Below are 26,675 nucleotides of genomic sequence, written 5' to 3' on the forward strand. Positions count from 1 at the left end.
CGAAATGCTGATGGAGGAGATTGCGTGATTCAACTGACTGCTGCCGAAATTGCCTCGATGGTGGACGGCGAGGTTGTGGGTGAAGACGCAACGGTGACCGCGGATGTGGTCACCGACTCACGCGAGGCGGTTCCCGGCGGCGTGTTCGTGGCGATTCGCGGCGAAAGCAACGATGGGCACGCGTTCGCTGACGCCGCCGTGGCGCGCGGGGTGGCTGTCGTCATCGCTGAGCGCACCATCGCTAACGTCACGAGCGTCGTCGTCGCCGATAGCGCGGCTGCGCTTGGCGCCCTTGCGCGCGGAGTGCTCAAGAGGCTGCGTGAGCGGGCGAAGATGAGCGTCGTGGCCATCACCGGATCTGCGGGGAAGACCACAACAAAGGATCTGCTATTGCAGATCCTGGGTTCGCACGCGCCGACGGTGGCACCGATTCGTTCCTTCAATAACGAGATCGGCCTGCCATTGACCGTATTGCGGGCGACGGAGGAAACTCGTTTCTTGATCCTCGAGATGGGCGCCAACCACCTCGGTGAATTGACCTATCTCACTTCGATCGCGCCCCCTGACATCGCCGTCGAACTGATGGTCGGGCAGGCCCATTTGGGAGAATTCGGCGGCATCGAGGCCGTTGCGGAGGCCAAAAGCGAATTAGTACTGGGGCTGGCCGCTGGAGGCACCGCCGTGCTGAACGCCGATGATCTCAGGGTGCGAGCCATGTCGGCCCTCACCGCCGGGCCCGTTGTGACCTTCGGACATGTCACCGATGCCGACATCCGGGCAAGCGACGAGATCGTCCGCCCCGATGGGGGAGTCGACTTTACGGTGACGGATCACCGCACCGCTCAATCGGCCCCGGTCAGCTTGCAACTCATCGGCGCGCACAACGTCATGAACGCGCTGGCGGCCGCGAGTGTGGGAATCACTTTGGGGCTTGCTGTCGCCGCCGTGGCCGGGGCGCTGAGCTCCGCGAAGGCACTTTCGGCGCACCGGATGCATGTCACCGAACGCCCCGACGGGGTGACCATCATCGACGATTCTTATAACGCGAATCCGGATTCGATGAAGGCCGCGTTGCGCACGCTCGCCCAACGCGCGGCGCGGCGGCGCCGGACGGTCGCGGTATTGGGCGAAATGCTTGAACTCGGTCCCGAATCGCGCGCCAAGCACGACGAAGTCGGGCGATTGGCGGTCCGCTTGAACATTTCGCGCACTATTGTTGTGGGGGCGGGCGCATCGGGTATCTTCGACGGCGTGACGCAGGAGGGGTCGTGGGGCGATGAAGCAGTCTTTGTTGACACAATTCGCGACGCGCGTGACCTGCTCCAACATGAGTTACGCGAGGGAGACGTAGTTTTGCTGAAGTCATCGCACGGGGCCGGCCTGTGGGAACTGGCCGATGAACTGGCCGCGGGCGGTGTCGCCGAATGATCGCCTTGCTTACCGCTGCGGCCGTCGCTTTTGCGGTCGCCATGCTGGGAACGCCACTGTTCATTCGCTTCCTCGTTCGCCACCAGTATGGGCAGTTCATACGCCAAGACGGCCCTGCCACGCACATGGTCAAGCGAGGTACCCCGACGATGGGTGGTGTCGTCATCATCGGCGCAACCGTTGCCGGTTGGCTGGTTTCGGCACTCATCGTCGGGCGCGTTCCCGGTGTATCGGCGATTTTGGTGATAGGCCTGATGGTGGGCCTGGGCCTCGTCGGATTCGCTGATGATTTCACGAAGATCAGGAAGGAACGAAGCCTCGGCCTCTCCCCAACCTGGAAGGTCATTGGGCAGGGGATCATCGGTATTTCGTTCAGCGTGCTAGCGCTGCAATTTAGGGACCAGCACGGGCGCTACCCGGCATCGATGCGAATCTCGTTCCTGCGAGACACATCCATCAACATGGCGGCGTGGGGGATCGGCATTGGCGTGGTTCTCTTCATCATCTGGGCCAACTTTCTGATCACCGCCTGGTCGAACGCGGTCAATCTCACCGATGGTCTCGATGGCCTGGCGACGGGCGCATCGCTTATCGCCTTCGGCGCCTACATTTTCGTGGGCCTGTGGCAGGTCAACCAGGACTGCGCGGGCGCCATGGCACTACCCTCGCGCTGTTACGACGTGCGCGATCCTTACGACCTGGCGATCGTCGCGGCCGCAATCGCGGGGGCGTGTTGCGGATTCCTGTGGTGGAATGCCAGCCCGGCAAAGATCTTCATGGGAGACACCGGTTCGCTGGCATTGGGCGGCGCGTATGCGGCCATTTCGATTCTGTCGCGCACCGAGGTTCTTGCGGTCATTATCGGCGGGCTGTTCTTCATCATCGTCATGTCCGACGTCATCCAGATCGGGTTCTTCAAAGCGACCGGCAGGCGCGTCTTCAAGATGGCGCCGCTGCACCACCATTTTGAGTTGCTGGGGTGGCCCGAAGTCAATATCGTCGTTCGTTTCTGGCTGATCGCGGGGCTGTGCGCGGCACTGGGGCTCGGACTCTTCTACGGGCAGTGGGTGGTCGCATCATGACGTGGCAGGCCTCACTCGATACCGCGCGGGTACTGGTGGCCGGGGCGGGGGTCACGGGCCTGGCCGTTCGCGACGCGCTCAGGGGCAGATGCGGCAGCGTGCGCACGCTCGATGCGCGCAGGGATGCGGATTTCGCGGATGCCAGCCAAATCGACGTAGGCGCGATTGATCTGGTCGTCGCATCGCCCGGTTGGCATCCCGACGCCGACATATTCAAGCGCGCCGCGGCCGTTGGAATCCCGGTCATCGGAGAGATTGACCTGGCCTGGCACCTGCGCGTGGCGACGGCGGCAACGGGGAAGCCCGCGCCGTGGCTCGCCGTCACAGGCACCAACGGCAAGACGACTACCGTCGAGGTGCTGTCCTCCATTCTCGCGCGCGCTAATGCCCGGGTGGCCACCGTGGGCAACGTCGGGTCGCCGTTGGTGACGGCCGCTCTAGATCCTTCCTACGACGTCTTCGCCGTCGAACTATCGAGTTTTCAGCTTCACTACGCGCGGGACATGCAGGCCCTGGCGGCGGTGGTTCTCAACGTTGCGCAGGACCACTTGGATTGGCACGGTTCCATGGACGCCTACGCGCGAGCCAAGGCGCGCATCTATCAGGGCGTCACGGGAGCGTGCGTGTATCCGGTGGGAGACGTCGCGATCACCTCCATGGTTCAGCAGGCCCACGTCGCGCCCGGCGCTCGAGCCATTGGGTTCACGCGCGGCGCGCCCGCTGCCGGGCAAATCGGGGTAGTGGACGCTCTCATCGTCGACCGTGCTTTCCACGCGGGAATCGATGACGTGACCAGACAGCGTTTTGCGCAAGAACTGGCCACATTCGACGACATGGCCGGGCTGGCCATCGATGGAATCATCCCCCCGCATTCCGTGTTGGACGTCCTTGCGGCAACCGCTCTGGCCCGCGCATACGGGGTGAGTGCGGATGCGGTGCATTCTGGGTTAGCGGCATTTCACACCGGCGCGCACCGCATACAAAAGGTGGCGCAGGTGCGCGGTGTGGCCTACGTCGACGATTCGAAGGCCACGAATCCGCACGCAGCCGCGGCTTCGCTGGCGGCGCAGGCCGATGGATCGGTGGTCTGGATCGTCGGAGGCCTGACCAAGGGCGTCAGCTTCGACGACCTGGTGACGCAGGTTCGCCCCAAACTCGCCGGGGTCGTTGTCATCGGCCAAGATCAGTCGCTCATTCGCGAAGCACTTGGCCGACACGCGAGCGATGTCCCGACCGCGGTGGTCGACCCCAGCGAGCATGAGGCGGTGATGTTGCACGCCGTGCGCGCGGCGGCAGCCCTCGCCCGACCCGGGCAGACGGTCCTGTTGGCTCCCGCATGCGCGTCAATGGATCAGTTCGTTTCCTATGCCCATCGCGGTGAAGCATTCGCTAGCGCGGTGTCGGAACTGCGGGGCGAAAGGGAGATCGACGAGGAATGACACGTATCGGCGCCAAACCGTCGACCGTGTCATCGCCCGCCCGCAAGCAGGCGCCCACGCGGGGGGCCGGCACCAGCCGGTGGTTCGCCTCCGTGTGGGACTCCCCGCTGACCAGCTATTACATGGTGGTCGGATCGTCTGCGATGCTCATCGTATTCGGGCTGGTCATGGTCCTTTCCAGTTCCTCGATAGAGGCGCTGGCCGACGGCGAATCAGTGTTCGCGGAATTCCTCAAACAGGGAATGTACGTCGTGGTGGGTCTTGCGCTGATGCTTGTTGCCAGTCGGATACCCATCGCGGCCTACATGCGACTAACGGGCGTCATTTTGGTCGCCTCCTTCCTCATGCAGATGCTCATCTTCACCCCGCTGGCTCGCGGCAAGGGCGGTAACACGAACTGGGTTCACATCGCGGGACCCGTGACTATTCAACCGTCGGAATTCATCAAGATTGCCCTGGCGCTGTGGCTCGGTTTTGTGATGTACCACAAACGCGATCAACTCAACGACGTGCGCGCGGCCATTTTCCCCGCGGTGCCCGTGATCTTCCTGGCGCTCCTCTTGGTTGTCGCAGGCAACGACCTGGGGACCGCGGGAATTCTGATGCTCCTGGCCGCCGGGGCGCTGTTCGTGGCGGGGATTCCTCTTCGCGTGTTCGTGGTTGCCGCAACCGGATTCGCGACATTCGCGGTCGCATACGTGCTCGTAGCGAGTAACAGGATTTCGCGCATCAAAGCCTGGCTGGGACACGATGACGTCAGCGATCCGCAGGGCCTCAATTACCAGACTAAGCACGGCTTGTGGGGACTGGGGTCCGGGGGAATCACGGGAGTGGGCCTTGGCGCCAGCCGCCAGAAGTGGTCCTATCTGCCGGAGGCTCACAACGACTTCATTTTCGCGATAATTGGCGAGGAACTCGGGCTGCTCGGCACCGTCGCCGTACTGCTGCTCTTCGCCGCCCTTGGCTTGGGGATGATCAGGATCATTCGCCGTCACGACAATATGATGGCGCGCGTGACCACTGCCGCGATCGCGTGCTGGATCATCGGGCAGGCGCTCATCAACATCGGAGTCGTCATCGGGTTCCTGCCCGTGATCGGCGTCCCCTTGCCGCTCATCTCCTCCGGTGGATCCGCGTTGATCTCGACGATGCTGGCGCTTGGCGTAGTTATCCAATTTGCGCGCACGGAGCCGGGCGCGGCGGAACTGCTGCGAACGCGCCCCTCGGTGGTGCGCAAGTCCGTGAGCGTCATCGCGCACTCAGTCCGCACGGGGTTACCGACCCGATCCAACAAAAAAGGCCGATCATGAACCAACCGTTATCGCTGGTCTTGGCGGGCGGCGGCACCGCCGGGCACGTCAATCCGCTGCTGGCAGTCGCGGCGGAACTCCGCCGCCGGTACCCGAGCGCACGCCTCACCGCGTTGGGGACCGCGACCGGGGTGGAGGCGGAACTCGTTCCCGCAGCAGGTCTTGACCTGCGATATATTCCGCGGGTCCCACTGCCCAGGCGCCCGTCGGCAGACTTGGTGACACTGCCGACTCGCTTCAACGCGGCGGTCAAGGACGTGGCCCGGATCATTCAGGAGGTCGGCGCCCAGGGGATCGTCGGCTTCGGTGGGTATGTGGCAACGCCGGCGTACTTGGCGGCGCGCAAGCTGCGGTTGCCGTTGATCATCCACGAACAAAACACCCGCCCCGGTCTCGCCAACCGGGTGGGAGCGCGGTGGGCCTCTGTCGTCGCCACGACGTTCGCCCACACGCCGCTGCCCGGGGCGCAGCAAGTCGGGCTTCCCCTGCGGGCGCCCATCGAGGAGCTCGCGGCGGCCAATGCTGCGGGCAGGGGCCGCGCGGCCCGGTGGGCGGCCGCGGCAGCAGTCGGGATCGATCCGGAGCTTGCGACTCTGCTCGTAACCGGTGGGTCGCTAGGGGCGCAGAGCATCAACGAAGCGGTCGCGGGCAGCGTGCACCGGCTCGTGCGCGAGGGCCAAGTCGTCCACGTCACCGGTCGCGGAAAGACGGAGGCCGCGCTGCGGGCTCGCTCTATGCTGGATGCGGCGCTGCGAGATCGTTACGTGGTTATCGAATACGCCCACAACATGGATCAGCTTTTCGCGTTGGCGGATATGGTCCTGACCAGGGCGGGCGCCGGAATGGTGTGCGAATTGGCCGCGCTTGGTCTGCCTGCGGTCTATGTTCCGCTTCCGATCGGGAACGGCGAGCAGGCGCGCAACGCCCACGATGTCGTTGCCGCGGGGGGCGGGGTGCTCGTCAACGATGCCGATCTCACGGCGTCCTGGCTCGAGGACAACGCGATTCCCTTGTGGCAAAGCCCCGATCGGCTCGCGAACATGCGCACCGCCGCGCGCTCCGTCGGGGCGCTCGATGCAACAAAGACACTCACCGATCTGATAGTGAAGGCGATAGTGCGGCAATGACCTCTCAACCAGTTTTTGATCGCAACGATCCGCGGACGTGGGGAACGGTTCACCTCATCGCGGTCGGGGGAGCCGGCATGTCGGTCGTTGCCCAGTTGCTGGCGGACCTGGGGCTGGACGTGCAGGGGAGCGACGCCCACGACTCCGCGAATCTCAAGAGTGCGCGCGCCCGCGGGATCCGAGTGTGGGTCGGTCACGATCCGGCGCACGTGCAGGGCGCCGATACCGTCGTCGTTTCCAGCGCGATCGGGGATACCAACTGCGAACTTGTGGCGGCGCGCGCGGCGGGGCTGCCCGTGCTGCACCGGTCGGAGGCGCTCGCTGCCGTGGCGAATCCGCGGCGCCTGATCGCGGTCGCCGGCGCCCACGGCAAGACAACGACGACGGCGATGATCGCGGTCATGCTGCGCGAATTGGGAGATGATCCCTCATTCGCGGTGGGTGGATCCGTCAAGCTTGCGTCGGGGACGGTGAGCGGCGGGCATTCTGGCACAGGCGAGTCGATGGTTATCGAGGCCGATGAGTCCGATGGTTCGTTCCTGAACTACCGCCCGGCGATTGCGGTCATCAATAACATCGAACCCGATCATTTGGACCACTACGGAAGCGCCGCGGCCTTCGACCGGGCCTTCGTGTCGTTCGCCGGGTGCGTGCGTCCCGGCGGTCTGATCGTCACCAACAGCGACGACCCCGGCACGCGCCGTCTCTTGCGCACCCTCGCGGCACCTGGGAACGGGACCGCGCGCTCCCCGCGAGTGGTAACCGTCGGATTCGATCAGGCCGCAGACTATCGCATCGGCAACGTCGAGATACCGGGCAAGGATGCTGTTACGAGCGCGATCGTGCGGCCTCGCGGCCACGGCCCCGTGCCCCTCGAATTGCAGGTTCCCGGTGAGCACAACGTGAGGAACGCGGCGATGGCCCTTGCGGTGGCGGCGGAGCTGGGATTCGACGTGAATGATGCCGCGCGCGCTCTGCATCAGTTCATCGGAACCGGGCGCCGGTTTGAAACGCGGGGCGTCGTTGGCGGTGTCCGCGTGATCGATGATTACGCGCATCACCCCACGGAGGTGGCCGCGTTGATTACCGCCGCGTCGAAGGTGGCGGCCCCGGGGCGCGTGCTGGTGATCTTCCAGCCGCATCTTTACTCGCGTACGCAAAATTTTGCCGACGAGTTCGCCCGCGCCCTTGAGCTGGCCGACCACGCGCTGGTCACGTCCGTGTACCCGGCCCGGGAGGCCCCGCGTACCGACGTCGGCGGATTCACTATCGTGAAGGCTGCCGGTGCAAAATCGCGGCTCGAATCGGTCGACGACATGCATGCTGCGGCCCGCCGCGCGGCCGCGATGGCGCGACCCGGTGATGTGATCGCGCTCGTGGGCGCCGGCGACATTACGACGGTTGCCGATGAAGTGCTGGCGGCCCTAGCCGATAGCGCCGGCGTCTCGTGAAGCCTCCAGCCCGACCGATCGCGGGACCCGGCCGCTTAGTCCGCGCGGCTGCCGGGTCCCGCGCGGCGAACCGCTCTGGCGGCGAGGCGGTGGGGGCCGCGAACCGCGCTGGCGGCGCAGAAACGCCCGAGCGAGAGGCGGACGAATCTGCCCTTCCCGAGGCCATCGACCCCACCCCCGGCTATATCCGCCCGGCTACCGGGCCTCGTTCGGTAGTATCGACCGGGCTCCAGGCGCGGATCGAGGAGCGCGCGCGCATCCAATCGGCACGCAGGCGGCGGCGCTGGTGGTGGGCCGGCGCGGTCTGCGCGATCCTGGCGGCCGTGGTATGGACCATCTTCTTTTCCCCGATTTTCGCGCTGCAACCCAATCGGGTAACTATCAAGGGCACCGAGCAAACCGTGGATCGGGCCTCCGTCGAGGCTCTGGTGGCCAAGCGAACGGGGACCCCGCTGCCGCGGCTCAATACAACGGCTCTGAGGCTAGCCATCAAGGACGTGCGCGGGGTCCAAGATGTCAGCATCAAGCGCGTGTGGCCGCGCGGTATTGCGATTACGATCCTGGCTCGCGAGCCCGTCGCGGCCGTCAAGGATTCCGCATCGGGCGGATACGTATTACTGGATGCTGAGGCCGTCCAGGTGGGACGCGTGGCGAAGGCCCCGAGCGATCTGCCTGAGATTTCGATTCCCGTGGCCGGGGACAACAAGGTGGTGCTCGAATCCGTGCTGGTGGTTTTGGCTGCCATCCCGCAGTCGCTGGCTAGCGACATCACCACCGTGCGGGCGACGACGCAAGATGACATCACGCTGGTTCTCGACACCAAACAGCAGGTGGTGTGGGGCGACTCCACCAACAATGTGCTGAAAACAAAGGTGTTGCGAGTGCTGCGCAAGGATTCCGGCGCTGCCGGGGTCAAGGTCTTCGACGTGTCCGCACCGACCGCGCCGATAACCTCGTGAATCGGCAATTTCGTGAATCGCCGGGTGAATCGCCCGACACGCACGCAATATCGTAGGTGCGCGGGCAGATGGCGTTTAGCGTCTGGGTGGCAGTTGAAACTGACATAACTATAACTCTCAAGTAGAGGGTTAAGGAATATCGAAGGGTTGGGCCATGGCGGATCCGCAGAACTACCTGGCAGTCATCAAAGTCGTCGGCATCGGCGGCGGCGGTGTGAACGCCGTGAACCGAATGATCGAAGTCGGATTGCGCGGCGTCGAGTTCGTTGCGATCAATACCGATGCGCAAGCCCTGCTGATGTCCGATGCCGATGTCAAGCTGGACGTGGGCCGCGAACTCACTCGCGGTCTGGGGGCGGGGGCCGACCCCGAGGTGGGCCGCAAGGCCGCCGAAGACAACGAAGAGGACATTGCCGACGTCCTGCGCGGAGCGGACATGGTGTTCGTGACCGCGGGTGAGGGCGGCGGCACGGGAACCGGTGGTGCTCCCGTGGTGGCCCGCATCGCGCGCAGTCTCGGGGCCCTGACGATCGGTGTCGTGACGCGGCCGTTCGGCTTCGAGGGGCGCCGCCGGTCGTCGCAGGCGGACGCCGGAATCGAAGCGCTGCGCGACGAGGTCGACACCCTCATCGTCATCCCGAACGATCGCCTGCTACAGATGTCCGACCGCAACGTGTCCGCGCTCGATGCCTTCCATTCCGCCGACCAGGTTCTCCTCTCCGGCGTCCAGGGCATTACCGACCTCATCACAACGCCCGGCCTGATCAACCTCGACTTCGCAGACGTCAAATCCGTCATGCAGGGCGCCGGTAGCGCGCTCATGGGGATCGGAGCGGCTCGCGGTGAGGATCGATCGGTGCAGGCTGCCGAGATGGCGATTTCCTCGCCGCTCCTGGAGGCCAGCATCGATGGCGCACACGGCGTGTTGCTTTCCATTCAGGGAGGCAGCGACCTTGGTCTGTTTGAGATCAACGAGGCCGCTCGCCTGGTGCACGAAGCGGCGCACCCCGAAGCGAACATCATCTTTGGAACCGTCATCGATGATGCGCTGGGCGATGAAGTGCGCGTGACGGTGATTGCCGCGGGCTTCGATGCGCCCGATGCCAAGCCGGCACCGGCCCCTAGCCACGCGGTCGCGTCGGCCCCCGTGGCCCCCGTCGCTGCCGCACCGGCGCCGGCCCAATCGTCGGCGGGCGGCGCGCCCGCGGCCGCGGGCGAGTTCCGCACGCGCCGTGCCGAGCGCCAGGCGGCTACGGCGACCGGTGCGCACGCGGTGGTGCGCCCGGTCGTGCCCCTTGACGAGGAAATCGACGAGACGGGCTCGTCCGCGCAACCTCACGCGCAAGCCGAGCCCGCTGCCCCGCAGCGTCCCGCAACGCGCCCGACCCCCACGACGTCCCCGGCAACGGGAGCCATTGAGGTCCCGCGAATCTTCGAGGAGCAGGCACCCCGGCAGCGTCCCAGTGATGACCTGGACCTTCCCGACTTCCTGAGGTAGGGGATCCGCGGTGCGCGCGCGGCTGCTGCGCCGGGTCGAAATCGGCGACGGTTTTGTCGGCGGATTCACGGCGACTTGCGGGGGCGTTTCCCGCGAACCGTGGGCAAGCCTCAACCTGGGTTCCCACGTCGGTGACGACCCCAAGGACGTCGGCGCGAACAGAGATCGGCTATCGCGCGAGTTGGGGAGCCCGGTCGCCTACATGAATCAGGTCCACTCGAATACCGTTGCGGCCGTCACCGACCGGTTCCCAACGGGTGAGGTCGGCACCGCGGATGCGTTGATCACGCACCGCGGCGGCTGCGCCGTCGCGGTGCTGGTGGCCGATTGCGTTCCGGTGCTCCTGGCCGCCCCGGCGACGGGCCATGCGGCCGCCGTGCACGCGGGCAGGGCAGGAATGCTCTCCGGGGTGATAGCGGCCGCGGTGGGCCAACTTCGTTCGGGCGGCTCCGATCTCATCCTCGCGGCGGTCGGTCCGCACATTTGCGGGCGATGCTACGAGGTCCCACCGGACTTGCGATCGGCCGTGTGCGAAGCGGAACCGGCGGCGTTCGCCACAACTCGGTGGAATAGCGCCGGGCTGGACATCGGCGCCGCGGTGCAAGCTCAGTTACGCCGACTCGACGTGAGGATCGTCGCGGTTGATCCAGCGTGCACCTATGAACACGACGATCTTTACTCCTACCGTCGGTCCTGCCACGAGGGCAGCGGCGTGACGGGGCGCTTCGCCGGGGTGATCGTGAGCAAGTGAGTTGCGGCGTGTCGTTACGGCCCCCGATTCCGCATCGCGGTTAGCGTTTAGAACACACGCGACGACACGGCTCACTTCCGCGGGCCGACCACCAGCAGGAACGGAGTATCAAATGGCCTCAAATGCCATAAGGAAGACCATGCTGTACTTGGGCTTTGGGGACAACCGAGACGAGCAAGGCGACCTGGACTACGACGGTGGCGACCAATACTACGACGATCCCGACCAGGGGCAGCAGGACGTTGCGCAGTACGAGGCCCCCGTCACGCACCTGCGTCCGGCCGTTCAGGAAACGAACAGCGGAGCTGGCGAATTGAAGCGAATCACCACCATCCACCCCCGGTCCTACAACGATGCTCGCCTCATTGGCGAGGCCTTCCGTGAGGGTACCCCCGTCATCATCAACCTCTCGGATATGACCGATGCGGACGCCAAGCGCCTAGTGGATTTCTCCGCGGGCCTCATCTTCGGTTTGCACGGGCACATTGAGCGCGTCACGGCCAAGGTGTTCCTTCTGTCGCCGGAAACGGTAGAAATCGACAGCGAGGGCGGCGCGAGCGAGGGCACGCGGGCTGGCTTCTACAACCAAAGCTGAGCCGTGACATTCGTTTGGCAACTCCTGTCCTGGATTCTCATCGCCTACATTCTGATCCTCTTCGTGCGCGTGGGGATTAGTTGGGTTCAGGTCCTCAACCGGGACTGGCGTCCGCGCGGCGCGATGCTCGTGGTAGCCGAAGTCACGTTCAGTGTGACCGATCCGCCGCTCAAGGCGATCCGCAAGGTGATACCTGACCTCCGACTGGGCGCGATTTCGCTCGATCTGAGCTTTATGGTGCTTTTTTTCGCGTGTTCGATCGCCTTGCAATTCGTCAGCTATCTGGCTGCCGCCTGACCCCAAATCTGCACGATGATGCCGATTTTTTGGACGCCGCCGCTTCCGTGGGTGCGCGATCCAGCACTTATCGGCTAACGTAGTCCCAGCGTGTGGTTGTATATCCGCGCGATCCGAACTCTATTGTCCGAGGTGAAACGATGGAACTGCTGACACCAGATGACGTCCTGAACAAGACGTTCCAGACGACGAAGTTCCGAGACGGCTATGACATCGAGGAAGTCGATGACTTCCTGGATCTGGTGCTCGGTACGTTGCGTGAACTGTACGTGGAAAACGAGTCGCTGAAGTCGCAGGTCGACGCCGCTCAAGCGGCACCCGTCGACGACGGCAAGGCCGCCGCGCTCGAGGCCGAACTCGGTGGGGTGCGCGAGCAACTCGCCGCCGCGGAAGCCCGCCTCGCCGCGGCGGAGGCTAGCGCCACCGACAACAGTGGTTCGCTCGCGGCAGTGCAGGCCGACGCAGAGTCCGCGAAGAACGAGGCCGCCGCGCTCAAAGAGCAGCTCATTTCCCTCCAGGAGCAGGTAGCGGCCAAGGACGGTGAATTGTTGGCCGCGCAGCAGGCGGCGGCCGCCAAGGACGCGGAACTCGCTGCCAAGGCGCAGGAACTGGAGAACGCGCAGCAGCAGGCGGCCGCAACGCCCCAGGCGGAATCGGATGCGGCATCGGGGATCATCCAGCTTGCGCAGCAGTTGCACGACGACCACGTTCGTCAGGGTCAAGAGGAAGCGGCGCGGCTAATCTCCGAGGCGAAAGCGGAGAGCGACCGGATTGTTACCGAGGCCAAGAACACGTCGGCGCAGGTTCTTTCCGACCTGGACCGTGACCGCTCAGCGCTCGAGGGCAAGATCGAAGACCTCAAGACCTTCGAGCGGGATTACCGCGGACGCTTGGAGTCTTCGCTCAAGGGCCTTCTCGAGGACCTGCAGACCGGTCCATCGTCGAACGCGTAAATGTAGCGCGTCTTTTTCGGCGAGGGGGTGGAGGCTGCGTGCTTAGACGCGGCGTCCGCCCCTTCGTTTTTTCATCCTCCACGCAATCGTATCGGCGGTCCCGCAGCTTGCGGCGTCCCAAAGCGTGTATCCTTTCCCGACGTGGCTAAGCGCGAAGCGTTGCAGCCGGAAGTTCAGACCGATCCAGCGAACGAGAGTTAGGTGCCATGACCACGGACGAAAAGACGGGGCCACGCGACACGGAAGGGCGTTTGCGTGGCCTGACCAAGGAGGCGTCGAAGTTCCCGGTTCGCGATGGCGAACAGCCCTGGACGGGCAAGGAACTGGGGGCCGTGGTCCACGACCTGGTGGCGGCAAGCTCGCGACTCGCCACTGAGTTGGGACAGGCCGACAAGTCGCTGTCCGAACTGTTGCGCAATTCTGGCGACGGTGCGGGGGACGACCAGGCCGATTCCGGATCGTCGGCACTCGAAAGAGAACACGAACTGTCCATGATCAACAACCTGCGAGCCCTGGCTGCCCAGAACGCGCGAGCGATCGAACGGCTCGAGGACGGAACGTACGGGCAGTGCGAGAACTGCGGAAACGCCATCGGGAAGGCCCGCCTCATGGCTTTCCCCCGGGCAACACTGTGCGTGGCGTGCAAGCAACGTGAGGAGCGGCGCTAGGTGAAGTCTCGCTGGGGGGCATCCCTGACGCTTTTTGGGATTGCCGCGATTACGGTCGTCATCGACCAGCTCACGAAGGTCTGGGCGCTTGCCGCGTTGTCGCACCGTGGCGAGAGAATCTCGCTCATCGGCGACTTGCTCGGGTTGCGGCTGGTCTTCAACCCCGGCGCGGCGTTGTCCCTGGGCGCATCGAGCACGTGGATCATCACCGTCATCGCCGTGGCGATCACCGTGGGCGTCGTCCTGACGGCCAGGCGGGTGGGGAACCGTGCCTGGGCAATAGCGCTCGGCCTCCTGCTCGGGGGGGCGCTGGGTAACGTCATCGACCGGCTCTTTCGCGCGCCGGGATTCGGCCGCGGCCACGTGGTTGACTTCATCGACTACGGGATCTTCGTGGGTAACGTCGCCGACATCGCCCTCGTCGTTGCGGCGCTCGCCGTGGCCTACCTGAACCTGCGCCGCGTACCGTTGGGGCGCAGTCCGCAGCAATGACCAGGAGCTATTTCGTTCCGGACGGGTTAGAGGGCGACCGCGTCGACGCGGTGATGGCGCGGATGCTCGGATTCACTCGCAGCGCCGCGGCAGACCTCATCGCGAACGGCGCGGTGCGAATCGACGGATGCGCGGTCAAGAAATCGGACAGGGTCGTGGGCGGCGCATTGCTGGAGGTGGACGAGCCGACTCGGCCAGCCGCGCCTGCGGAACCGCGGTCGGACCGGATCCCGGGGATGTCCATCGTCTACGACGATGAGGACATCGTGGTCGTAGACAAGCCCGCAGGCGTTGCCGCGCATTCGTCGCCGGGGTGGGACGGCCCCACCGTGCTGTCGGGTTTGGCGGGTGCCGGATACAGGATCGCAACATCCGGACCGCCCGAGCGGCAGGGCATCGTGCACCGCCTGGATGTGGGAACGTCCGGGCTGATGATCGTCGCGAAATCGGAGCTTGCCTACTCCGTGATGAAGCGCGCTTTCAAGCAACGCCGGGTCACCAAGGTGTATCACGCGCTGGTCCAAGGACACCTGGACCCGTTCGCGGGCACCATCGACGCGCCGATCGGCCGCCATCCCGGGCGCGACTTCAAGTTCGCCGTCACCGCTGACGGGAAGCCATCGATCACGCACTACGAAGTCATCGAAATGCTCCCCGGCGCGTGCCTCGCGCAGGTGCACCTGGAGACGGGGCGCACGCATCAGATTCGGGTGCACATGTCCGCCCTGCGACACCCGCTCATCGGTGACATGACCTACGGCGCCGACCCGACGGTGGCCGCACGCTTGCACCTCGAACACCAGTGGCTGCACGCCGTGGAACTCGAATTCGAGCATCCGCGCACCGGCGCGCCGATGCGCATCACCTCGGATTACCCCGCCGGCTTGCAACGGGTTCTCGACAACCTGCGCGAAATCCACTGACAGGGCGGGGCGGCCTCGTCGGTCCCTAAACGCTGCGCAAGGCGAACTAGGATATGGGGCATGCCCGCCGCCTCTGACTTCGCTCATATGCACTGCCACACCGAATACTCGATGCTCGACGGAGCAGCGCGCATCGACGATTTGGTGAAGGAAGTCGCGCGCCTGGAACAGCCCGCGGTGGCGATGACGGACCACGGCTACCTGTTTGGGGCCTTCGAATTCTGGCAGAAGGCGACGGCGGCGGGGGTCAAACCGATTATCGGCCTCGAGGCGTACCTGACCCCCGGCACCAGCCGACACGATCGCACGCGGGTCCGCTGGAGCGAGCGTCCGGACGACCCCGATGATGTCTCGGCCCGCGGCGCATACACGCACATCACCTTGTGGGCCGAAAACAACACCGGCATGCACAACCTGTTCCGGCTGGGGTCCGAGGCAAGTCTCGACGGGCAAATGGGTAAGTGGCCGCGCGCTGATCGGGAACTGCTGGAGCGGTATTCCCAGGGGCTCATCGGCGCCACCGGCTGCCCGTCGGGGGAGGTCCAGACCCGGTTGCGGCTCGGTCAGTGGGATGAGGCGGTGCGGGCGGCCGGGGAGTTCCAGGACATCTTCGGCAAGGATAACTACTACGTCGAACTGATGGACCACGGAATCGACATCGAGCGCCGCACCTTTTCGGACCTGATCGAGCTGTCAAAGGCGATTGGCGCGCCCCTGATCACCACCAACGACCTGCACTACGTCAAGAAGCAGGATGCCTATTCGCAAGAGGCCCTGCTCGCGGTCAACTCGGGCGATCCCCTGACGGAGCCGACAAAGGCGCAGGGCGGCAAGCGCTTCGCGTTCGACGGCGAGGGCTACTACGTCAAGACCACCGAAGAGATGTACGCGCTGTTCCCCGACCATCAGCAGGGGTGCCGCAACGCGCTCGAGCTCGCGCTGCGGTGCGAGGTCTCGTTCGATACCGACGCGAACTATATGCCCGACTTCCCGTGCCCGCCGGGCGAGGACGAAACGAGTTGGTTCATTAAGGAAGTCGAAAAGGGGCTGCACCTGCGCTACCCCCAGGGAATCCCGGATGCCGTGCGCAAGCAGGCTAACTACGAAACCGAAGTCATAGTCCAGATGGGTTTCCCGGGCTACTTCCTTGTTGTGGCGGACTTCATTAACTGGGCCAAGGAGCACGGCATCCGCGTCGGTCCGGGGCGCGGTTCCGGTGCCGGGTCCATGGCCGCCTATGCCATGCGCATTACGGATCTGGACCCGCTGGAACACGGCCTGATCTTCGAACGGTTCTTGAACCCGGAACGCGTCTCCATGCCCGACTTCGACGTCGATTTCGATGAGCGCCGCCGCGGCGAGGTCATCCGGTACGTCACGGAAAAATACGGCGAGGACCGCGTCTCGCAGATCGTCACCTACGGCACGATCAAGACGAAGCAGGCGCTGAAGGACTCCGCGCGGTTGCTGGGAATGCCCTTTGCGATGGGCGAAAAGCTCACCAAGGCGCTTCCCCCCGCCATCATGGGTAAGGACATTTCGCTGGGCGGAATCTTCAATCCCGAGGACAAGCGATACAAGGAAGCTGACGAGTTCCGCCAGCTCCATACGGCGGACCCCGATGCGCAGCGCGTCGTCGAGCTGGCTCGCGGTATCGAGGGGCTCAAAAGGCAATGGGGCGTGCACGCGGCCGGTGTGATCATGTCGAGTCACCCGCTGATCGACATTATCCCGATCATGCGCCGGCCGCAGGACGGCGCCGTCATCACGCAGTTCGACTACCCGACGTGCGAGCGTCTGGGACTGATCAAGATGGACTTCCTGGGCCTGCGGAACCTGACCATTCTCGACGACGCGTTGGACAACATTGTCCACAACGGCAAGGCGCCGCTAGTTTTGGAGGAACTGTCACTCGACGACCCCGATACGTACCAACTGTTGGCACGCGGGGAAACGCTCGGCGTCTTTCAGCTCGATGGCGGGCCCATGCGCTCGCTGCTGAAACTGATGAAGCCGGACAACTTCGAGGACATTTCCGCCGTCCTCGCGTTGTACCGCCCCGGGCCGATGGGCGTGAACTCGCACACGAACTACGCGCTGCGCAAGAACGGGCTGCAGCCCGTCGAACCGATCCACCCGGAGCTCGAAGAACCGCTCGCCGATGTGCTGGGCGGCACCTACGGGCTCATTGTCTATCAGGAGCAGGTGATGGCCGCGGCGCAAAAGCTCGCGGGCTTCACCCTGGGCCAGGCCGACGTGTTGCGCCGCGCCATGGGCAAGAAGAAGAAATCGGAGCTGGACAAGCAGCAGGCCGACTTCTTCGCGGGCATGAGCGCCAACGGGTATTCCTCTGAGGCCCAAGAAACGCTCTGGAAGGTTCTTGAGTCGTTCGCGGACTACGCCTTCAACAAGGCGCACACGGCCGCCTACGGTCTGGTTTCGTATTGGACCGCCTACCTCAAGGCACACTATCCCGCCGAATACATGGCCGCTCTGCTCACCTCGACGCGCGGGGACAAGGACAAATCCGCGATCTACCTGTCCGAATGCCGGCGCATGGGCATCACCGTGTTGCCACCGGACGTGAACGAATCAGTTGCCCTGTTCACGGCGGTTGGCAAGGACATCCGCTTCGGCCTCTCGGCGGTACGCAACGTCGGACAAAACGTTGTCGCAGAGATCGTTGCCGCGCGCGAGCAGCGGGGGCGCTACACGAGCTTCACGGACTTCCTGGACAAGGTCCCGGCCGTTGTGTGCAACAAGCGCACCATTGAATCCTTGATCAAGGCGGGGGCCTTCGACTCGCTGGGCCACGTGCGGCGCGCGCTGGTCAACATCCATGAGCAGGCGGTTGACTCGGTTATCGGCGTCAAGCGCAAGGAGGCGGAGGGGCAATTCGACCTGTTCGCGGATCTGGCGGGGGACGGCCAGGACGCATCGTCCTTCGCGCTGGATATTCCGGAAGTCCCCGAATGGCATAAGAAGCAGTTGCTGGCCTTCGAACGCGACATGCTGGGACTGTACGTGTCGGACCACCCGTTGTATGGCCTGGAACCCCTGCTCGCGCGGGAGGGCGAAACCTCGATTGTCAACCTCACGGCCGACGAGGAACGCCCCGATGGATCCCACGTCAAAATTGCCGGGCTGATCACGCAGATTCAGCGAAAGATGTCGAAAAAGGGGGACGCGTTCGCAACCGTCACGATCGAAGACCTGGAGGGTTCGATCGACGTGATGTTCTTCGGGGACACGTACCTGGCGTATTCGACGGCGCTGGCCGAAGACCAGGTTGTGACGATCCGTGGCCGCATTCGCCGCCGCGAGGATGAGGTGTCGTTGCAGGCGTTCGAGATGACAATCCCGGATGTGACCGTGGGAGACGATGCGCCGCTGGTGCTGTCGGTGCAGTATTCGCGATGCACCAGGCCGGTGGTGGAGGAACTCAAGGCGATCCTGCAGTCGTATCCCGGGCGCTCCGCGGTGCACATGCGCCTGGCGCAACCCGGACGCACGACGGTGATGAAGCTGGGGGACGGCCTGCGCGTGGAGCGCACGGCGGACCTGTTCGGCAGTATCAAGGCCCTGTTGGGGCCGCACGCGGTGTCGTGATGCGGCTCGCTCGGCTCTCTGGAGGGCGCACGGGCGGGCGGCCCCGCCGCACCTAATAGAATGGACGATGTGATTCGACGTATTGACCTGCGAAACAAGCCCCTGAGCAACAGCGAACTGCGGCAAGCCCTTCCACGCCCCGAGGTGAGCGTCGACGATGCGGCCCAGATCGTTGCACCGATCATGCACGAGGTCAAGGAGCGCGGCGCTGCGGCGCTGCGCGATCTTTCGCAGAGGTTCGATAGCACGAGGCCCGCTCATCTGCGGGTTCCCGCCGCCGCCTTGCAAGCAGCGCTGGAACAGCTAGATCCCGACTTGCGGGAATCGTTGACGGAAGCGATTGCGCGCGTGCGTCAGGTGCACGAGGCGCAGGTGCCGCGCGACTTTACGGTCGACGTTGCGCCGGGGGCCCAAGTGCGCCAGCGATGGATTCCGGTGCAGCGCGTGGGGCTCTACGTGCCCGGCGGGTTGGCGGTCTACCCGTCGTCGGTGATCATGAACGTTGTCGCCGCGCAGAGCGCGGGAGTCCCTTCATTGGCGGTCACTTCGCCGCCCCAGGCGAGTAACTCCGGCTTGCCGCACCCGACCATTCTCGCGGCGTGCGCGCTGCTTGGCATCACCGAGGTGTATGCGGTGGGCGGAGCGCAGGCCATCGCGATGCTTGCTTATGGCGCCGCAGGAGAAACAGCGGACGACGACGCCGTCCTGTGTGAACCGGTGGACGTGATTACCGGACCCGGCAACGTCTACGTCGCCGCCGCAAAACGCCTGGTGCGAGGCATCGTGGGGATCGATTCCGAGGCCGGTCCGACCGAAATCGCCATTGTGGCGGATTCAACCGGCGACCCCGACTTCATCGCAAGTGACATGATTTCGCAGGCCGAGCATGATCCCAACGCCGCCGCCGTACTCGTCACAAACGACGTGTCGCTGGCGGATGCCGTTGAGGTGCGCGTTGCGCGCCGCACCGAGGTGACGCCCAACCGCGAGAGAGTCGAGATCGCGCTCGCCGGCCCGCAATCGGCGGTAGTGGTGGTGGACGACATGGAACAGGGCCTGCGCGTGGTGGATGCATACGGCGCGGAGCACCTGGAGATTCACACTGCGGACGCCCACGACTTGGCGCAGCGGGTGACGTCGGCCGGGGCGATCTTCGTCGGGCCGTACTCGCCGGTTTCGCTCGGCGACTACATGGCCGGCTCTAACCACGTCCTGCCCACCGGCGGGGTTTCGCGCTACGCATCGGGCCTCGGCGTGCACTCGTACATGAAGGCCGTCCAGGTAATCGAATACTCCGCTGCCGCGCTGGACGCAATAGGCACCAAGATCGTGCGGTTTGCCAACGCGGAGCACCTGCCAGCCCACGGGGAAGCAATCACGGCCCGCCTCGATCAATCACGTGGCACTGCCACCGATACGGAGCGCTGAACAGTGACGGATTCGCAACCGGCATGGCCGGTTCCATTGCGTCCGGAACTGCGATCGGAACGGCCCTATGGGGCCCCGCAACTGGACGTTCCCATCTTGCTGAACGTCAACGAAAACCCCTATCAACCGTCCGCCGATGTCGTCAGCGACATCGCCGCAGCGGTTGCCGCGGCCGCGACAACCCTCAACCGGTACCCGGATCGCGACTTTTTGGCGCTGCGAGCCGACCTGGCGGGCTACCTGCGCGCGGAATCGGGCGTGGACCTTGCCGCGCAGAACATGTGGGCCGCCAACGGATCGAATGAGGTCATGGCGCACATATTCGGCGCGTTCGGCGGGCCCGGTCGCACGGCGCTTTCCTTTGCTCCCACCTATTCGATGTACGCGGAGTACGCCCGAGATTCCCACACCGACTGGATGGTGGGTCAAAGAGATGGCTCGTTTGCCATCGATCCCGCGGTGGCCGCGCGGACGATCACGGATGTTCAACCGTCGATTATCTTGCTCACCAGTCCAAACAACCCGACCGGTACCGCCCTCGAGCCGGAGGTGCTGCGCGCAGTCCTCGCCGCAGCCGCGAAGGTGCGTGTCGACGACGCGCCCGCGGTGGTCGTGGTCGACGAGGCGTACGCGGAATTCCGCCGCGAGGGCGTGCCCTCCGCACTCGAGCTGCTCGGCGACTACCCGAACCTCATCGTCACTCGGACCATGTCCAAGGCGTTTGCGGCGGCGGGCCTGCGCCTGGGCTACGCCGCTGCGGATCCACGGGTCGTTGACTGCCTACAAATTGTGCGCCTTCCCTACCACCTCTCCGCCATCACCCAGGCCGCGGCCCGGGCGGCGCTGCGTCACCAATCCGAGCTGCTATCGAAGGTCGCGGATCTTCGCGCCGAGCGGGACGCCTTGGTGAGTTGGCTGCGCGGGCGCCGACTGGATGGGAAGCCGCTGACGGTCGCGGATTCCGACGCCAATTTCGTGTATTTTGGACTGTTCCCGGACCGGCACGCCGTGTGGCAAGGCCTGCTTGACCGCGGCGTTCTAATCCGCGAGGTCGGACCAGACGGCTGGTTGCGGGTATCGGTGGGGACCCCCGCAGAGACGGAAGCATTCAAGCAAGCACTGATAGAGGTGGCAGGAATATGAGCGAGGCCAACGACCGCACCGCCAGCGTGGAACGTTCCACATCCGAATCGACGGTAAGCGTTGCCATCAATCTCGATGGGTCGGGAACCGCGGACATCGAAACCTCGGTGCCCTTCTTCGACCACATGCTCACCGCGCTATCGCGGCATTCGCTGATCGACATGACCATCAGGTCAAGCGGTGACACGCATATCGACGTCCACCACACCGTCGAGGACACCGCGATCGTCCTCGGCGAAGCACTGCGGATCGCCCTTGGTGACAAGGCGGGTATCTCCAGATTCGGTGACGCCACGGTTCCCCTCGACGAGGCTCTCGCCCAGGCGATCGTGGACGTATCGGGCCGCCCCTACTTTGTGCATGAGGGTGAGCCTGCTGGGCAGGAATATCACCTGATCGGGGGGCACTTCACGGGTTCGCTGACGCGACACGTCTTGGAATCCTTGGCGTATCACGCGGGGATTTGCCTGCACATGCGGGTGCTGGCCGGACGCGACCCGCACCACATCGTGGAGGCCCAATTCAAGGCCCTAGCAAGGGCGCTGCGGGCGGCCGTGCAGCCCGACCCGCGCGTCCAGGGAATACCCTCGACAAAGGGAGCACTGTGAACAACGCACCCACCACGCGCGCGGTGTTGATGACGCAGGTCGCAACCGCCGAAGCGCTCGCGGCCACCTGCGCGATTCACGGCGTGCAGGCGACGGCCCTGCCCAGCGAGATCGGTGCGTACATTCCGAGCGACGCCGCGACGGCCGAGCGCCTGGCCACGTCGCTGAGCAGCGCAATCACCGCAGTCCCGTTCCTGCTGCTATCGGTGGCCGACGACCGGCTCAGCGTCCACCGCTACCAAGACGGGGAGCGTGGCGAGGACGTGCCGGGGGCGCTCGTCCTCGATTCCTTGCCTGCGGACGTGGAGAATTTTCTGCTCGGCACGGTCACCATCGGCGACCTCGCGGGTGGCGTCGATTCAGGTTCGATCGGGCGCTGGAAGGCGCTGCGAATCCTTGCCAGGACATCGCGCGCGCTCAAGGCGCAGGCGAAGGGACGCACCGAATGAGCGCACCTGGGGTCGTTGTATTCGATTACGGATTCGGAAATGTCCGCTCCGCGGTCAGGGCTCTCGAACACGTCGGCGCGAGCGTTAGTTTGTCCGGTGATTTCGATGAAGCGATGCAAGCGCAGGCGCTGGTCATCCCCGGGGTTGGCGCCTTCGCCGCCTGCGTGGATGCGCTGCGCGCCAAACGCGGTGACTGGATCGTCGAGCGACGCCTGGCCGGGGGACGCCCCGTTTTCGGGATCTGCGTCGGAATGCAGATCATGTTCGAACGCGGAATCGAGCACGGCCAAGACGCGCTGGGTCTGGGGCAATGGGAAGGCACGGTCGATCGCCTCGAGGCGCAGGTCGTCCCGCACATGGGATGGGACACCGTGACGGTCCCCGCCGGGTCGGCGCTGTTCGACGGGATCGCCGATGAGCGGTTCTACTTCGTCCACTCGTACGCGGCGCGCACGTTCCCGCTGTTGGATGCGCCGCCGACAAGCGGGGCCTTCACTCACCCGCTCGTTACCTGGTCGGACCACGGGGGGCCCTTCGTGGCGGCCGTCGAGAATGGGCCGCTGATGGCGACCCAATTCCACCCCGAAAAATCCGGGGACGCGGGCGCCCACCTGCTGCGCAACTGGTTGCGCAGCATCTCCTGACCTAGTTGTACCTCCCGTCCCCACACACCTTCACGAAAGCGAGCCAGGCCATGACCGGTCCGACCCTGCCCCCACTCACACTTCTGCCTGCCGTCGACGTGGCAGAGGGCCAAGCCGTCCGGCTAGTACAGGGAGAGGCGGGATCTGAGACGTCATACGGCGATCCGCTGTCCGCGGCGCTGGACTGGCAGCGCGGCGGTGCGAGCTGGATCCACCTCGTCGATCTGGATGCCGCATTCGGGCGCGGAAGCAACGCCGAATTGCTTGCCGAGGTGGTGGGGCGCCTGGACGTCGACGTCGAACTCTCAGGGGGAATCCGCGACGACGAGTCGCTTCGTCGCGCGCTTGCCACGGGATGCCGGCGCGTGAACATCGGCACCGCGGCGCTGGAGAACCCGGAATGGACCGCGCGCATCATCTCGGAATTCGGCGATCGCGTCGCGGTCGGCCTGGACGTTCGCGGGACTACCCTTGCGGCCCGGGGGTGGACGCGCGATGGCGGTGACCTGTGGGAGGTGCTTGCCCGTTTGGACGCCGCCGGATGCTCTCGATACGTGGTGACCGACGTTACCAAGGACGGGACGCTGCGCGGCCCCAACCTGGAACTACTCGCCGAGGTGGCGGAACGTGCCAACGCCCCGGTGGTCGCGTCTGGAGGCATTTCGTCGCTTGACGATTTGGTCGCTCTGCGCTCCCTGGTGGCGCAGGGCGTCGACTCGGCAATCGTCGGCAAGGCGCTGTACGCGGGCGCGTTTACCCTGCCAGAAGCGATCGCGGTGGCCGAGAAATAGTGGTCGCGCCTGATCCGGCGAGCGGCGCCGGCGGTACGGACGTCGGCGCTCACGCGTGCGCCCCGCGTGGGGTTGGCAGGACGCTGCCGCCCACCTCCGCATTCGCCGGGGACGACGGGCGCCCGGATCCCGCGCTCGCCAGCGCGCTGGAAGAGTTCCGCGCGGGCGCCGGCTCCTTGACCCGGGTCGTGGCGGCATTGCGTCACGCGCGCGTCCTGATACCGATGCTTCCCGAATTGGTTTCGGAAGGAAGCGACGAGTCCGGCCACCGCGTCGAGAAGGAGGCCGCGGCGGGCATCGTGGCCGTCGATGGCGGCGACGGGCGCACCGCGCTCCCGGTGTTTTCTTCGATGGCTCAACTCACCGCGTGGCATGCCAGGGCCCGGCCCGTGCCGATGCCGGGCGAATTCGCGGCTCTCGCCGCAATCGAGCAGAACTGGTCGTTGCTGGTGATCGATCCTTCATCCGCCCGCGCAGCGGTCATTCCCCGCACCGCGATGTGGGCCCTGGCGCGCGAACAGCCTTGGGAGCCCGCGGCGGAGCCGGGCTTTGTCGCTGCGGACGTGGCAAAGGAAATGGTCTTTGTGGCGACGGGCGTCGACCACGTGGCGACGGCCCGCGTCGTGGGCACGCGAACCGATGGCGTGCGGGTCACTCTCGGCCTCGATGCGGGGCTGTCACGCGCGCAACTCGAAACCGTGGTGGCCCGCGTCAATCGGGCCTTTGCTGCCTCGCACACGGTGGCGTCGCGGATCGATTCGGTGAGCCTCAAGATCACTTCGGCATAGCCGCGGCCGCAGGCCCGGGTGCGCCGATGCGGTCTCAAGTTGCGCGACCAACCCGTGGGCGCGGGGCGGTGGTGGCACCGTGCTGTTCCGAGGCGAACGGGGCGGGGCGGTTCCTTGAATTCCCTAGCGAACCGGGCCGGTCAGGTCCTCGCCCGGCCCCTGGCCGACGGGGTCCGGGAATTCGGAGGCCTCCCTGAAGGCAAGCTGGAGCGAGCGGAGTCCATCGCGCAAGGATCGAGCGTGCTGAGATCCCAGATCGGGCGCCGAAGCCGTGATGAGTCCGGCCAGCGCCACAATGAGCTTGCGGGCCTCGTCCAAATCTTTTTCTTGTTCGGACCCCGGCCCCTCACCCAATCCGCACTTGACTGCTGCCGCGCTCATGAGGTGCACGCTTGCCGTGGTGATGATCTCGACGGCAGGGACATCGGCGATGTCGCGCAGCGCGGATTCGGCATCAAATTCGGGTGCATCATTCCTAGTCACAGTCCCATTGTCTCGTATATTCTCGGAATGTACGAGCCCGCCCGGCTCGGGCGTTATGTCCGGATCGTGCGGTGCGTTTGCTCAGGGTCGAGCATTGTTCGCGACGAGGAAAGAAGTTCATCGGGTGGGGCGCAATAATGAGACGTTGACCACCCGGGGCGGTGCCGCACCATTGGTGAGGCCGGACGGCGCCGTGGCTGCGCCGGGCAATCCGGTTCCGGGCGGCCGAGAAACTATGCGAAAGGCTTGCAGATGGGACCAAGCGTGATTCCCACCGGCGTTGTGCGGGAGCTGCCGGCGGGTGAAATCCTCTTTTCGACTACGTCGAGGGAAGGAATCATCACCGGAGCGAACAGCGCCTTTACCGCGGCCATGCGGTACAGCCTCGCGGAGCTCGTTGGCGAGCCCCACAGCGTGGTCCGGCATCCGGATATGCCCGGCGGCATATACGCGCTGTGGTGGTCCGAGCTGCTGGCCGGCAGGCCGGCATCGGCGTACATGCTGAATCTTGCGGGAGATGGCGCATCCTCATGGGCATTTTCCGTGGCGGTTCCCGTCGCGACCGACAAGTTTCTCTCGGTGCGCATCGAAATATCGTGTGCCGAACACCATCAGGTTCTCCGCCACGCGTACGACGTCGCGCGCGCGTCGGAACGAAAGATGCGCAATGGGGGATTGAGCAGGGACGAGGCCGCCGCGGAGTCGGCCACCATAATCAATAGCTTGCTGGCCGAAGCGGGGTACGGAAGCTACCGCCAGATGGCATCGACGGTGGTTCCCCAAGAGGTCGCGCGGTGGCATCGGGCTCCGCGGCCGCCGCTGCCGGCAGCCGTGATGCGCGAGGGGCACGAAATCGGCCGGGTGCTGTCCGCCACCAAGGAAATCGATGAGGAACTGCACCAGATCCGTGCCAGCGCAGCGAAATACACGCAGCTCATCGACAGTCTTTCCGCCGCGTCGCAGCAACTGGTTGACGGTCTCGAAGACCTTGTGGACGCGGTGCAAAGCGCGGCGCACGCGTGCACAGAGCATTCGGACAGTGCGCCGGTGCTTGTCGGAACCAGTAAGGCAGCGGTGACCATTGCCGCGACAGCGCAGGAGGAATTGGAGGCTTTACCCGTCGGGCTTCAGGGTGCGGCCGCCGACATCGCGCAGCTGAGCTTGGTCGAGGCGATAGGGGAGTTGCACAGTGCGGCGGCCGAATCTTTCGCCGTCGAGATCGCTCGCGGTGCTGCGGGCGGCGATGCCATGGCCAGTCTCGATACGCTGGTCGTTGCGCTCACCGACACCGTCAACGGAATCGATTCGCTGTGGCGTCAGGTCACGGCGAGCACCTTCGATGTGGCGGCGCGCGTGGAGGCGTCGACGGCGACGCTCGCGGAGTTTCGGCGGATGCTCTTGAACTGGCGAAACCTGGTCGTGAGGTTCCGCAGGTCTCACGCCGTCGCGCAGTACCTTTCCGAGGTGGATCGACGAGAAGCCGCCACCCGGCGGCAAATGGCAGCACTGCTGGAGCTTGCACAGTCGGCACATCAACTGGGGGCGGCCGTTGACGTGGATTCGATGCGCTCCGCAATCGGGAAGCTCGATGCTCGCCATTGAGCAAGGCTGTGGTACTATTTTCATTACGTCTATGGCCGCGGATGCAAACCCGTGGCAAGGACGCGTAAAGAGGAGTCCTGCTCCCACCTAGTCCGCAATTGTTGCTCAGGCACTTCAGCGTTCAGGTCAGTGCGAACCACCATAGTGGTGTGTTTTC

Annotated in this window: 25 protein-coding genes; 24 read left to right on the plus strand and 1 reads right to left on the minus strand. The window is 65.1% G+C overall.

Translation table 11 applies throughout. The features are described 5' to 3' along the window. Nucleotides 1-24: 24 nt before the first annotated feature. From FB389_RS00585 to FB389_RS00695, 23 genes are all read left to right on the plus strand, one after another. Nucleotides 25-1,428: a UDP-N-acetylmuramoyl-tripeptide--D-alanyl-D-alanine ligase gene (locus FB389_RS00585; RefSeq protein ID WP_142110897.1), complete on the plus strand. Its 1,404-nt coding sequence runs from the start codon at nt 25-27 to the stop codon at nt 1,426-1,428. Further along, complete coding sequence (mraY, locus tag FB389_RS00590) at nt 1,425-2,510, plus strand: phospho-N-acetylmuramoyl-pentapeptide-transferase (RefSeq protein WP_142110898.1); 1,086 nt, start codon at nt 1,425-1,427, stop codon at nt 2,508-2,510. Before FB389_RS00585 ends, mraY begins: the two co-directional genes overlap by 4 nt. Continuing rightward, the gene (gene murD, locus FB389_RS00595) at nt 2,507-3,949 is read left to right on the plus strand and encodes a UDP-N-acetylmuramoyl-L-alanine--D-glutamate ligase (protein WP_142110899.1); all 1,443 of its coding nucleotides are present in this window, start codon (nt 2,507-2,509) and stop codon (nt 3,947-3,949) included. The genes mraY and murD overlap by 4 nt, the downstream gene beginning before the upstream one ends. Beyond that, complete coding sequence (ftsW, locus tag FB389_RS00600) at nt 3,946-5,259, plus strand: putative lipid II flippase FtsW (protein ID WP_142110900.1); 1,314 nt, start codon at nt 3,946-3,948, stop codon at nt 5,257-5,259. Before murD ends, ftsW begins: the two co-directional genes overlap by 4 nt. Next, nucleotides 5,256-6,386 (plus strand): undecaprenyldiphospho-muramoylpentapeptide beta-N-acetylglucosaminyltransferase, encoded by a 1,131-nt coding sequence (gene murG / locus FB389_RS00605; protein ID WP_142110901.1) that lies wholly within the window; start codon nt 5,256-5,258, stop codon nt 6,384-6,386. The genes ftsW and murG overlap by 4 nt, the downstream gene beginning before the upstream one ends. After that, nucleotides 6,383-7,837, plus strand: a complete 1,455-nt coding sequence (murC, locus tag FB389_RS00610) for a UDP-N-acetylmuramate--L-alanine ligase (RefSeq protein ID WP_142110902.1) — start codon at nt 6,383-6,385, stop codon at nt 7,835-7,837. Before murG ends, murC begins: the two co-directional genes overlap by 4 nt. Next, complete coding sequence (locus FB389_RS00615) at nt 7,834-8,796, plus strand: cell division protein FtsQ/DivIB (RefSeq protein WP_142110903.1); 963 nt, start codon at nt 7,834-7,836, stop codon at nt 8,794-8,796. The genes murC and FB389_RS00615 overlap by 4 nt, the downstream gene beginning before the upstream one ends. A gap of 154 nt (nt 8,797-8,950) precedes the next feature. After that, complete coding sequence (gene ftsZ / locus FB389_RS00620; protein ID WP_142110904.1) at nt 8,951-10,294, plus strand: cell division protein FtsZ; 1,344 nt, start codon at nt 8,951-8,953, stop codon at nt 10,292-10,294. Between the two features lie 10 nt (nt 10,295-10,304). Beyond that, the gene (gene pgeF / locus FB389_RS00625; protein ID WP_211344926.1) at nt 10,305-11,045 is read left to right on the plus strand and encodes a peptidoglycan editing factor PgeF; all 741 of its coding nucleotides are present in this window, start codon (nt 10,305-10,307) and stop codon (nt 11,043-11,045) included. Nucleotides 11,046-11,157: 112 nt separating this feature from the next. After that, nucleotides 11,158-11,640 carry a cell division protein SepF gene (locus FB389_RS00630; RefSeq protein WP_142110905.1) on the plus strand — a complete coding sequence of 161 codons (483 nt, stop codon included), beginning with the start codon at nt 11,158-11,160 and terminating at the stop codon, nt 11,638-11,640. A 3-nt stretch (nt 11,641-11,643) separates the two neighbouring features. Next, complete coding sequence (locus tag FB389_RS00635) at nt 11,644-11,937, plus strand: YggT family protein (protein WP_142110906.1); 294 nt, start codon at nt 11,644-11,646, stop codon at nt 11,935-11,937. A gap of 140 nt (nt 11,938-12,077) precedes the next feature. Further along, a complete protein-coding gene (locus FB389_RS10545; RefSeq protein WP_211344927.1) occupies nt 12,078-12,890 on the plus strand; it encodes a DivIVA domain-containing protein in 813 nt (270 codons plus the stop codon). Nucleotides 12,891-13,096: 206 nt separating this feature from the next. Next, a complete protein-coding gene (locus FB389_RS00645; protein WP_142110907.1) occupies nt 13,097-13,558 on the plus strand; it encodes a TraR/DksA family transcriptional regulator in 462 nt (153 codons plus the stop codon). After that, complete coding sequence (lspA, locus tag FB389_RS00650; protein WP_246043450.1) at nt 13,559-14,050, plus strand: signal peptidase II; 492 nt, start codon at nt 13,559-13,561, stop codon at nt 14,048-14,050. After that, nucleotides 14,047-14,973 (plus strand): RluA family pseudouridine synthase, encoded by a 927-nt coding sequence (locus FB389_RS00655; protein ID WP_142110908.1) that lies wholly within the window; start codon nt 14,047-14,049, stop codon nt 14,971-14,973. Before lspA ends, FB389_RS00655 begins: the two co-directional genes overlap by 4 nt. Nucleotides 14,974-15,033: 60 nt before the next feature. After that, nucleotides 15,034-18,582, plus strand: a complete 3,549-nt coding sequence (dnaE, locus tag FB389_RS00660) for a DNA polymerase III subunit alpha (protein WP_142110909.1) — start codon at nt 15,034-15,036, stop codon at nt 18,580-18,582. Nucleotides 18,583-18,651: 69 nt separating this feature from the next. Further along, entirely contained in the window at nt 18,652-20,010 is a 1,359-nt protein-coding gene (gene hisD, locus FB389_RS00665) for a histidinol dehydrogenase (RefSeq protein ID WP_142110910.1), read from the plus strand. 3 nt (nt 20,011-20,013) lie between these two features. Then, nucleotides 20,014-21,153 (plus strand): histidinol-phosphate transaminase, encoded by a 1,140-nt coding sequence (locus FB389_RS00670; RefSeq protein ID WP_142110911.1) that lies wholly within the window; start codon nt 20,014-20,016, stop codon nt 21,151-21,153. Beyond that, nucleotides 21,150-21,761 (plus strand): imidazoleglycerol-phosphate dehydratase HisB, encoded by a 612-nt coding sequence (gene hisB, locus FB389_RS00675; protein ID WP_142110912.1) that lies wholly within the window; start codon nt 21,150-21,152, stop codon nt 21,759-21,761. The genes FB389_RS00670 and hisB overlap by 4 nt, the downstream gene beginning before the upstream one ends. Then, nucleotides 21,758-22,210 (plus strand): hypothetical protein, encoded by a 453-nt coding sequence (locus FB389_RS00680; RefSeq protein WP_142110913.1) that lies wholly within the window; start codon nt 21,758-21,760, stop codon nt 22,208-22,210. The genes hisB and FB389_RS00680 overlap by 4 nt, the downstream gene beginning before the upstream one ends. After that, nucleotides 22,207-22,854 (plus strand): imidazole glycerol phosphate synthase subunit HisH, encoded by a 648-nt coding sequence (hisH, locus tag FB389_RS00685; RefSeq protein ID WP_142110914.1) that lies wholly within the window; start codon nt 22,207-22,209, stop codon nt 22,852-22,854. The genes FB389_RS00680 and hisH overlap by 4 nt, the downstream gene beginning before the upstream one ends. A gap of 50 nt (nt 22,855-22,904) precedes the next feature. After that, on the plus strand, nt 22,905-23,645 hold the full coding sequence (priA, locus tag FB389_RS00690; RefSeq protein WP_142110915.1) for a bifunctional 1-(5-phosphoribosyl)-5-((5-phosphoribosylamino)methylideneamino)imidazole-4-carboxamide isomerase/phosphoribosylanthranilate isomerase PriA: 741 nt from the start codon (nt 22,905-22,907) through the stop codon (nt 23,643-23,645). Beyond that, on the plus strand, nt 23,645-24,433 hold the full coding sequence (locus tag FB389_RS00695) for an SseB family protein (RefSeq protein ID WP_170207805.1): 789 nt from the start codon (nt 23,645-23,647) through the stop codon (nt 24,431-24,433). The genes priA and FB389_RS00695 overlap by 1 nt, the downstream gene beginning before the upstream one ends. 123 nt (nt 24,434-24,556) lie before the next feature. Here the strand turns inward: FB389_RS00695 and FB389_RS00700 are convergent, their stop codons facing one another. Next, nucleotides 24,557-24,916 (minus strand): DUF1844 domain-containing protein, encoded by a 360-nt coding sequence (locus tag FB389_RS00700; protein WP_246043451.1) that lies wholly within the window; start codon nt 24,914-24,916, stop codon nt 24,557-24,559. A gap of 252 nt (nt 24,917-25,168) precedes the next feature. On the opposite strand from FB389_RS00700, the gene FB389_RS00705 reads away from it, so the two are divergent. Then, nucleotides 25,169-26,518: a hypothetical protein gene (locus FB389_RS00705; RefSeq protein WP_142110918.1), complete on the plus strand. Its 1,350-nt coding sequence runs from the start codon at nt 25,169-25,171 to the stop codon at nt 26,516-26,518. Nucleotides 26,519-26,675: the final 157 nt, after the last annotated feature.

This window comes from Rarobacter incanus, from assembly GCF_006715765.1.
Lineage (GTDB): Bacteria > Actinomycetota > Actinomycetes > Actinomycetales > Cellulomonadaceae > Rarobacter > Rarobacter incanus.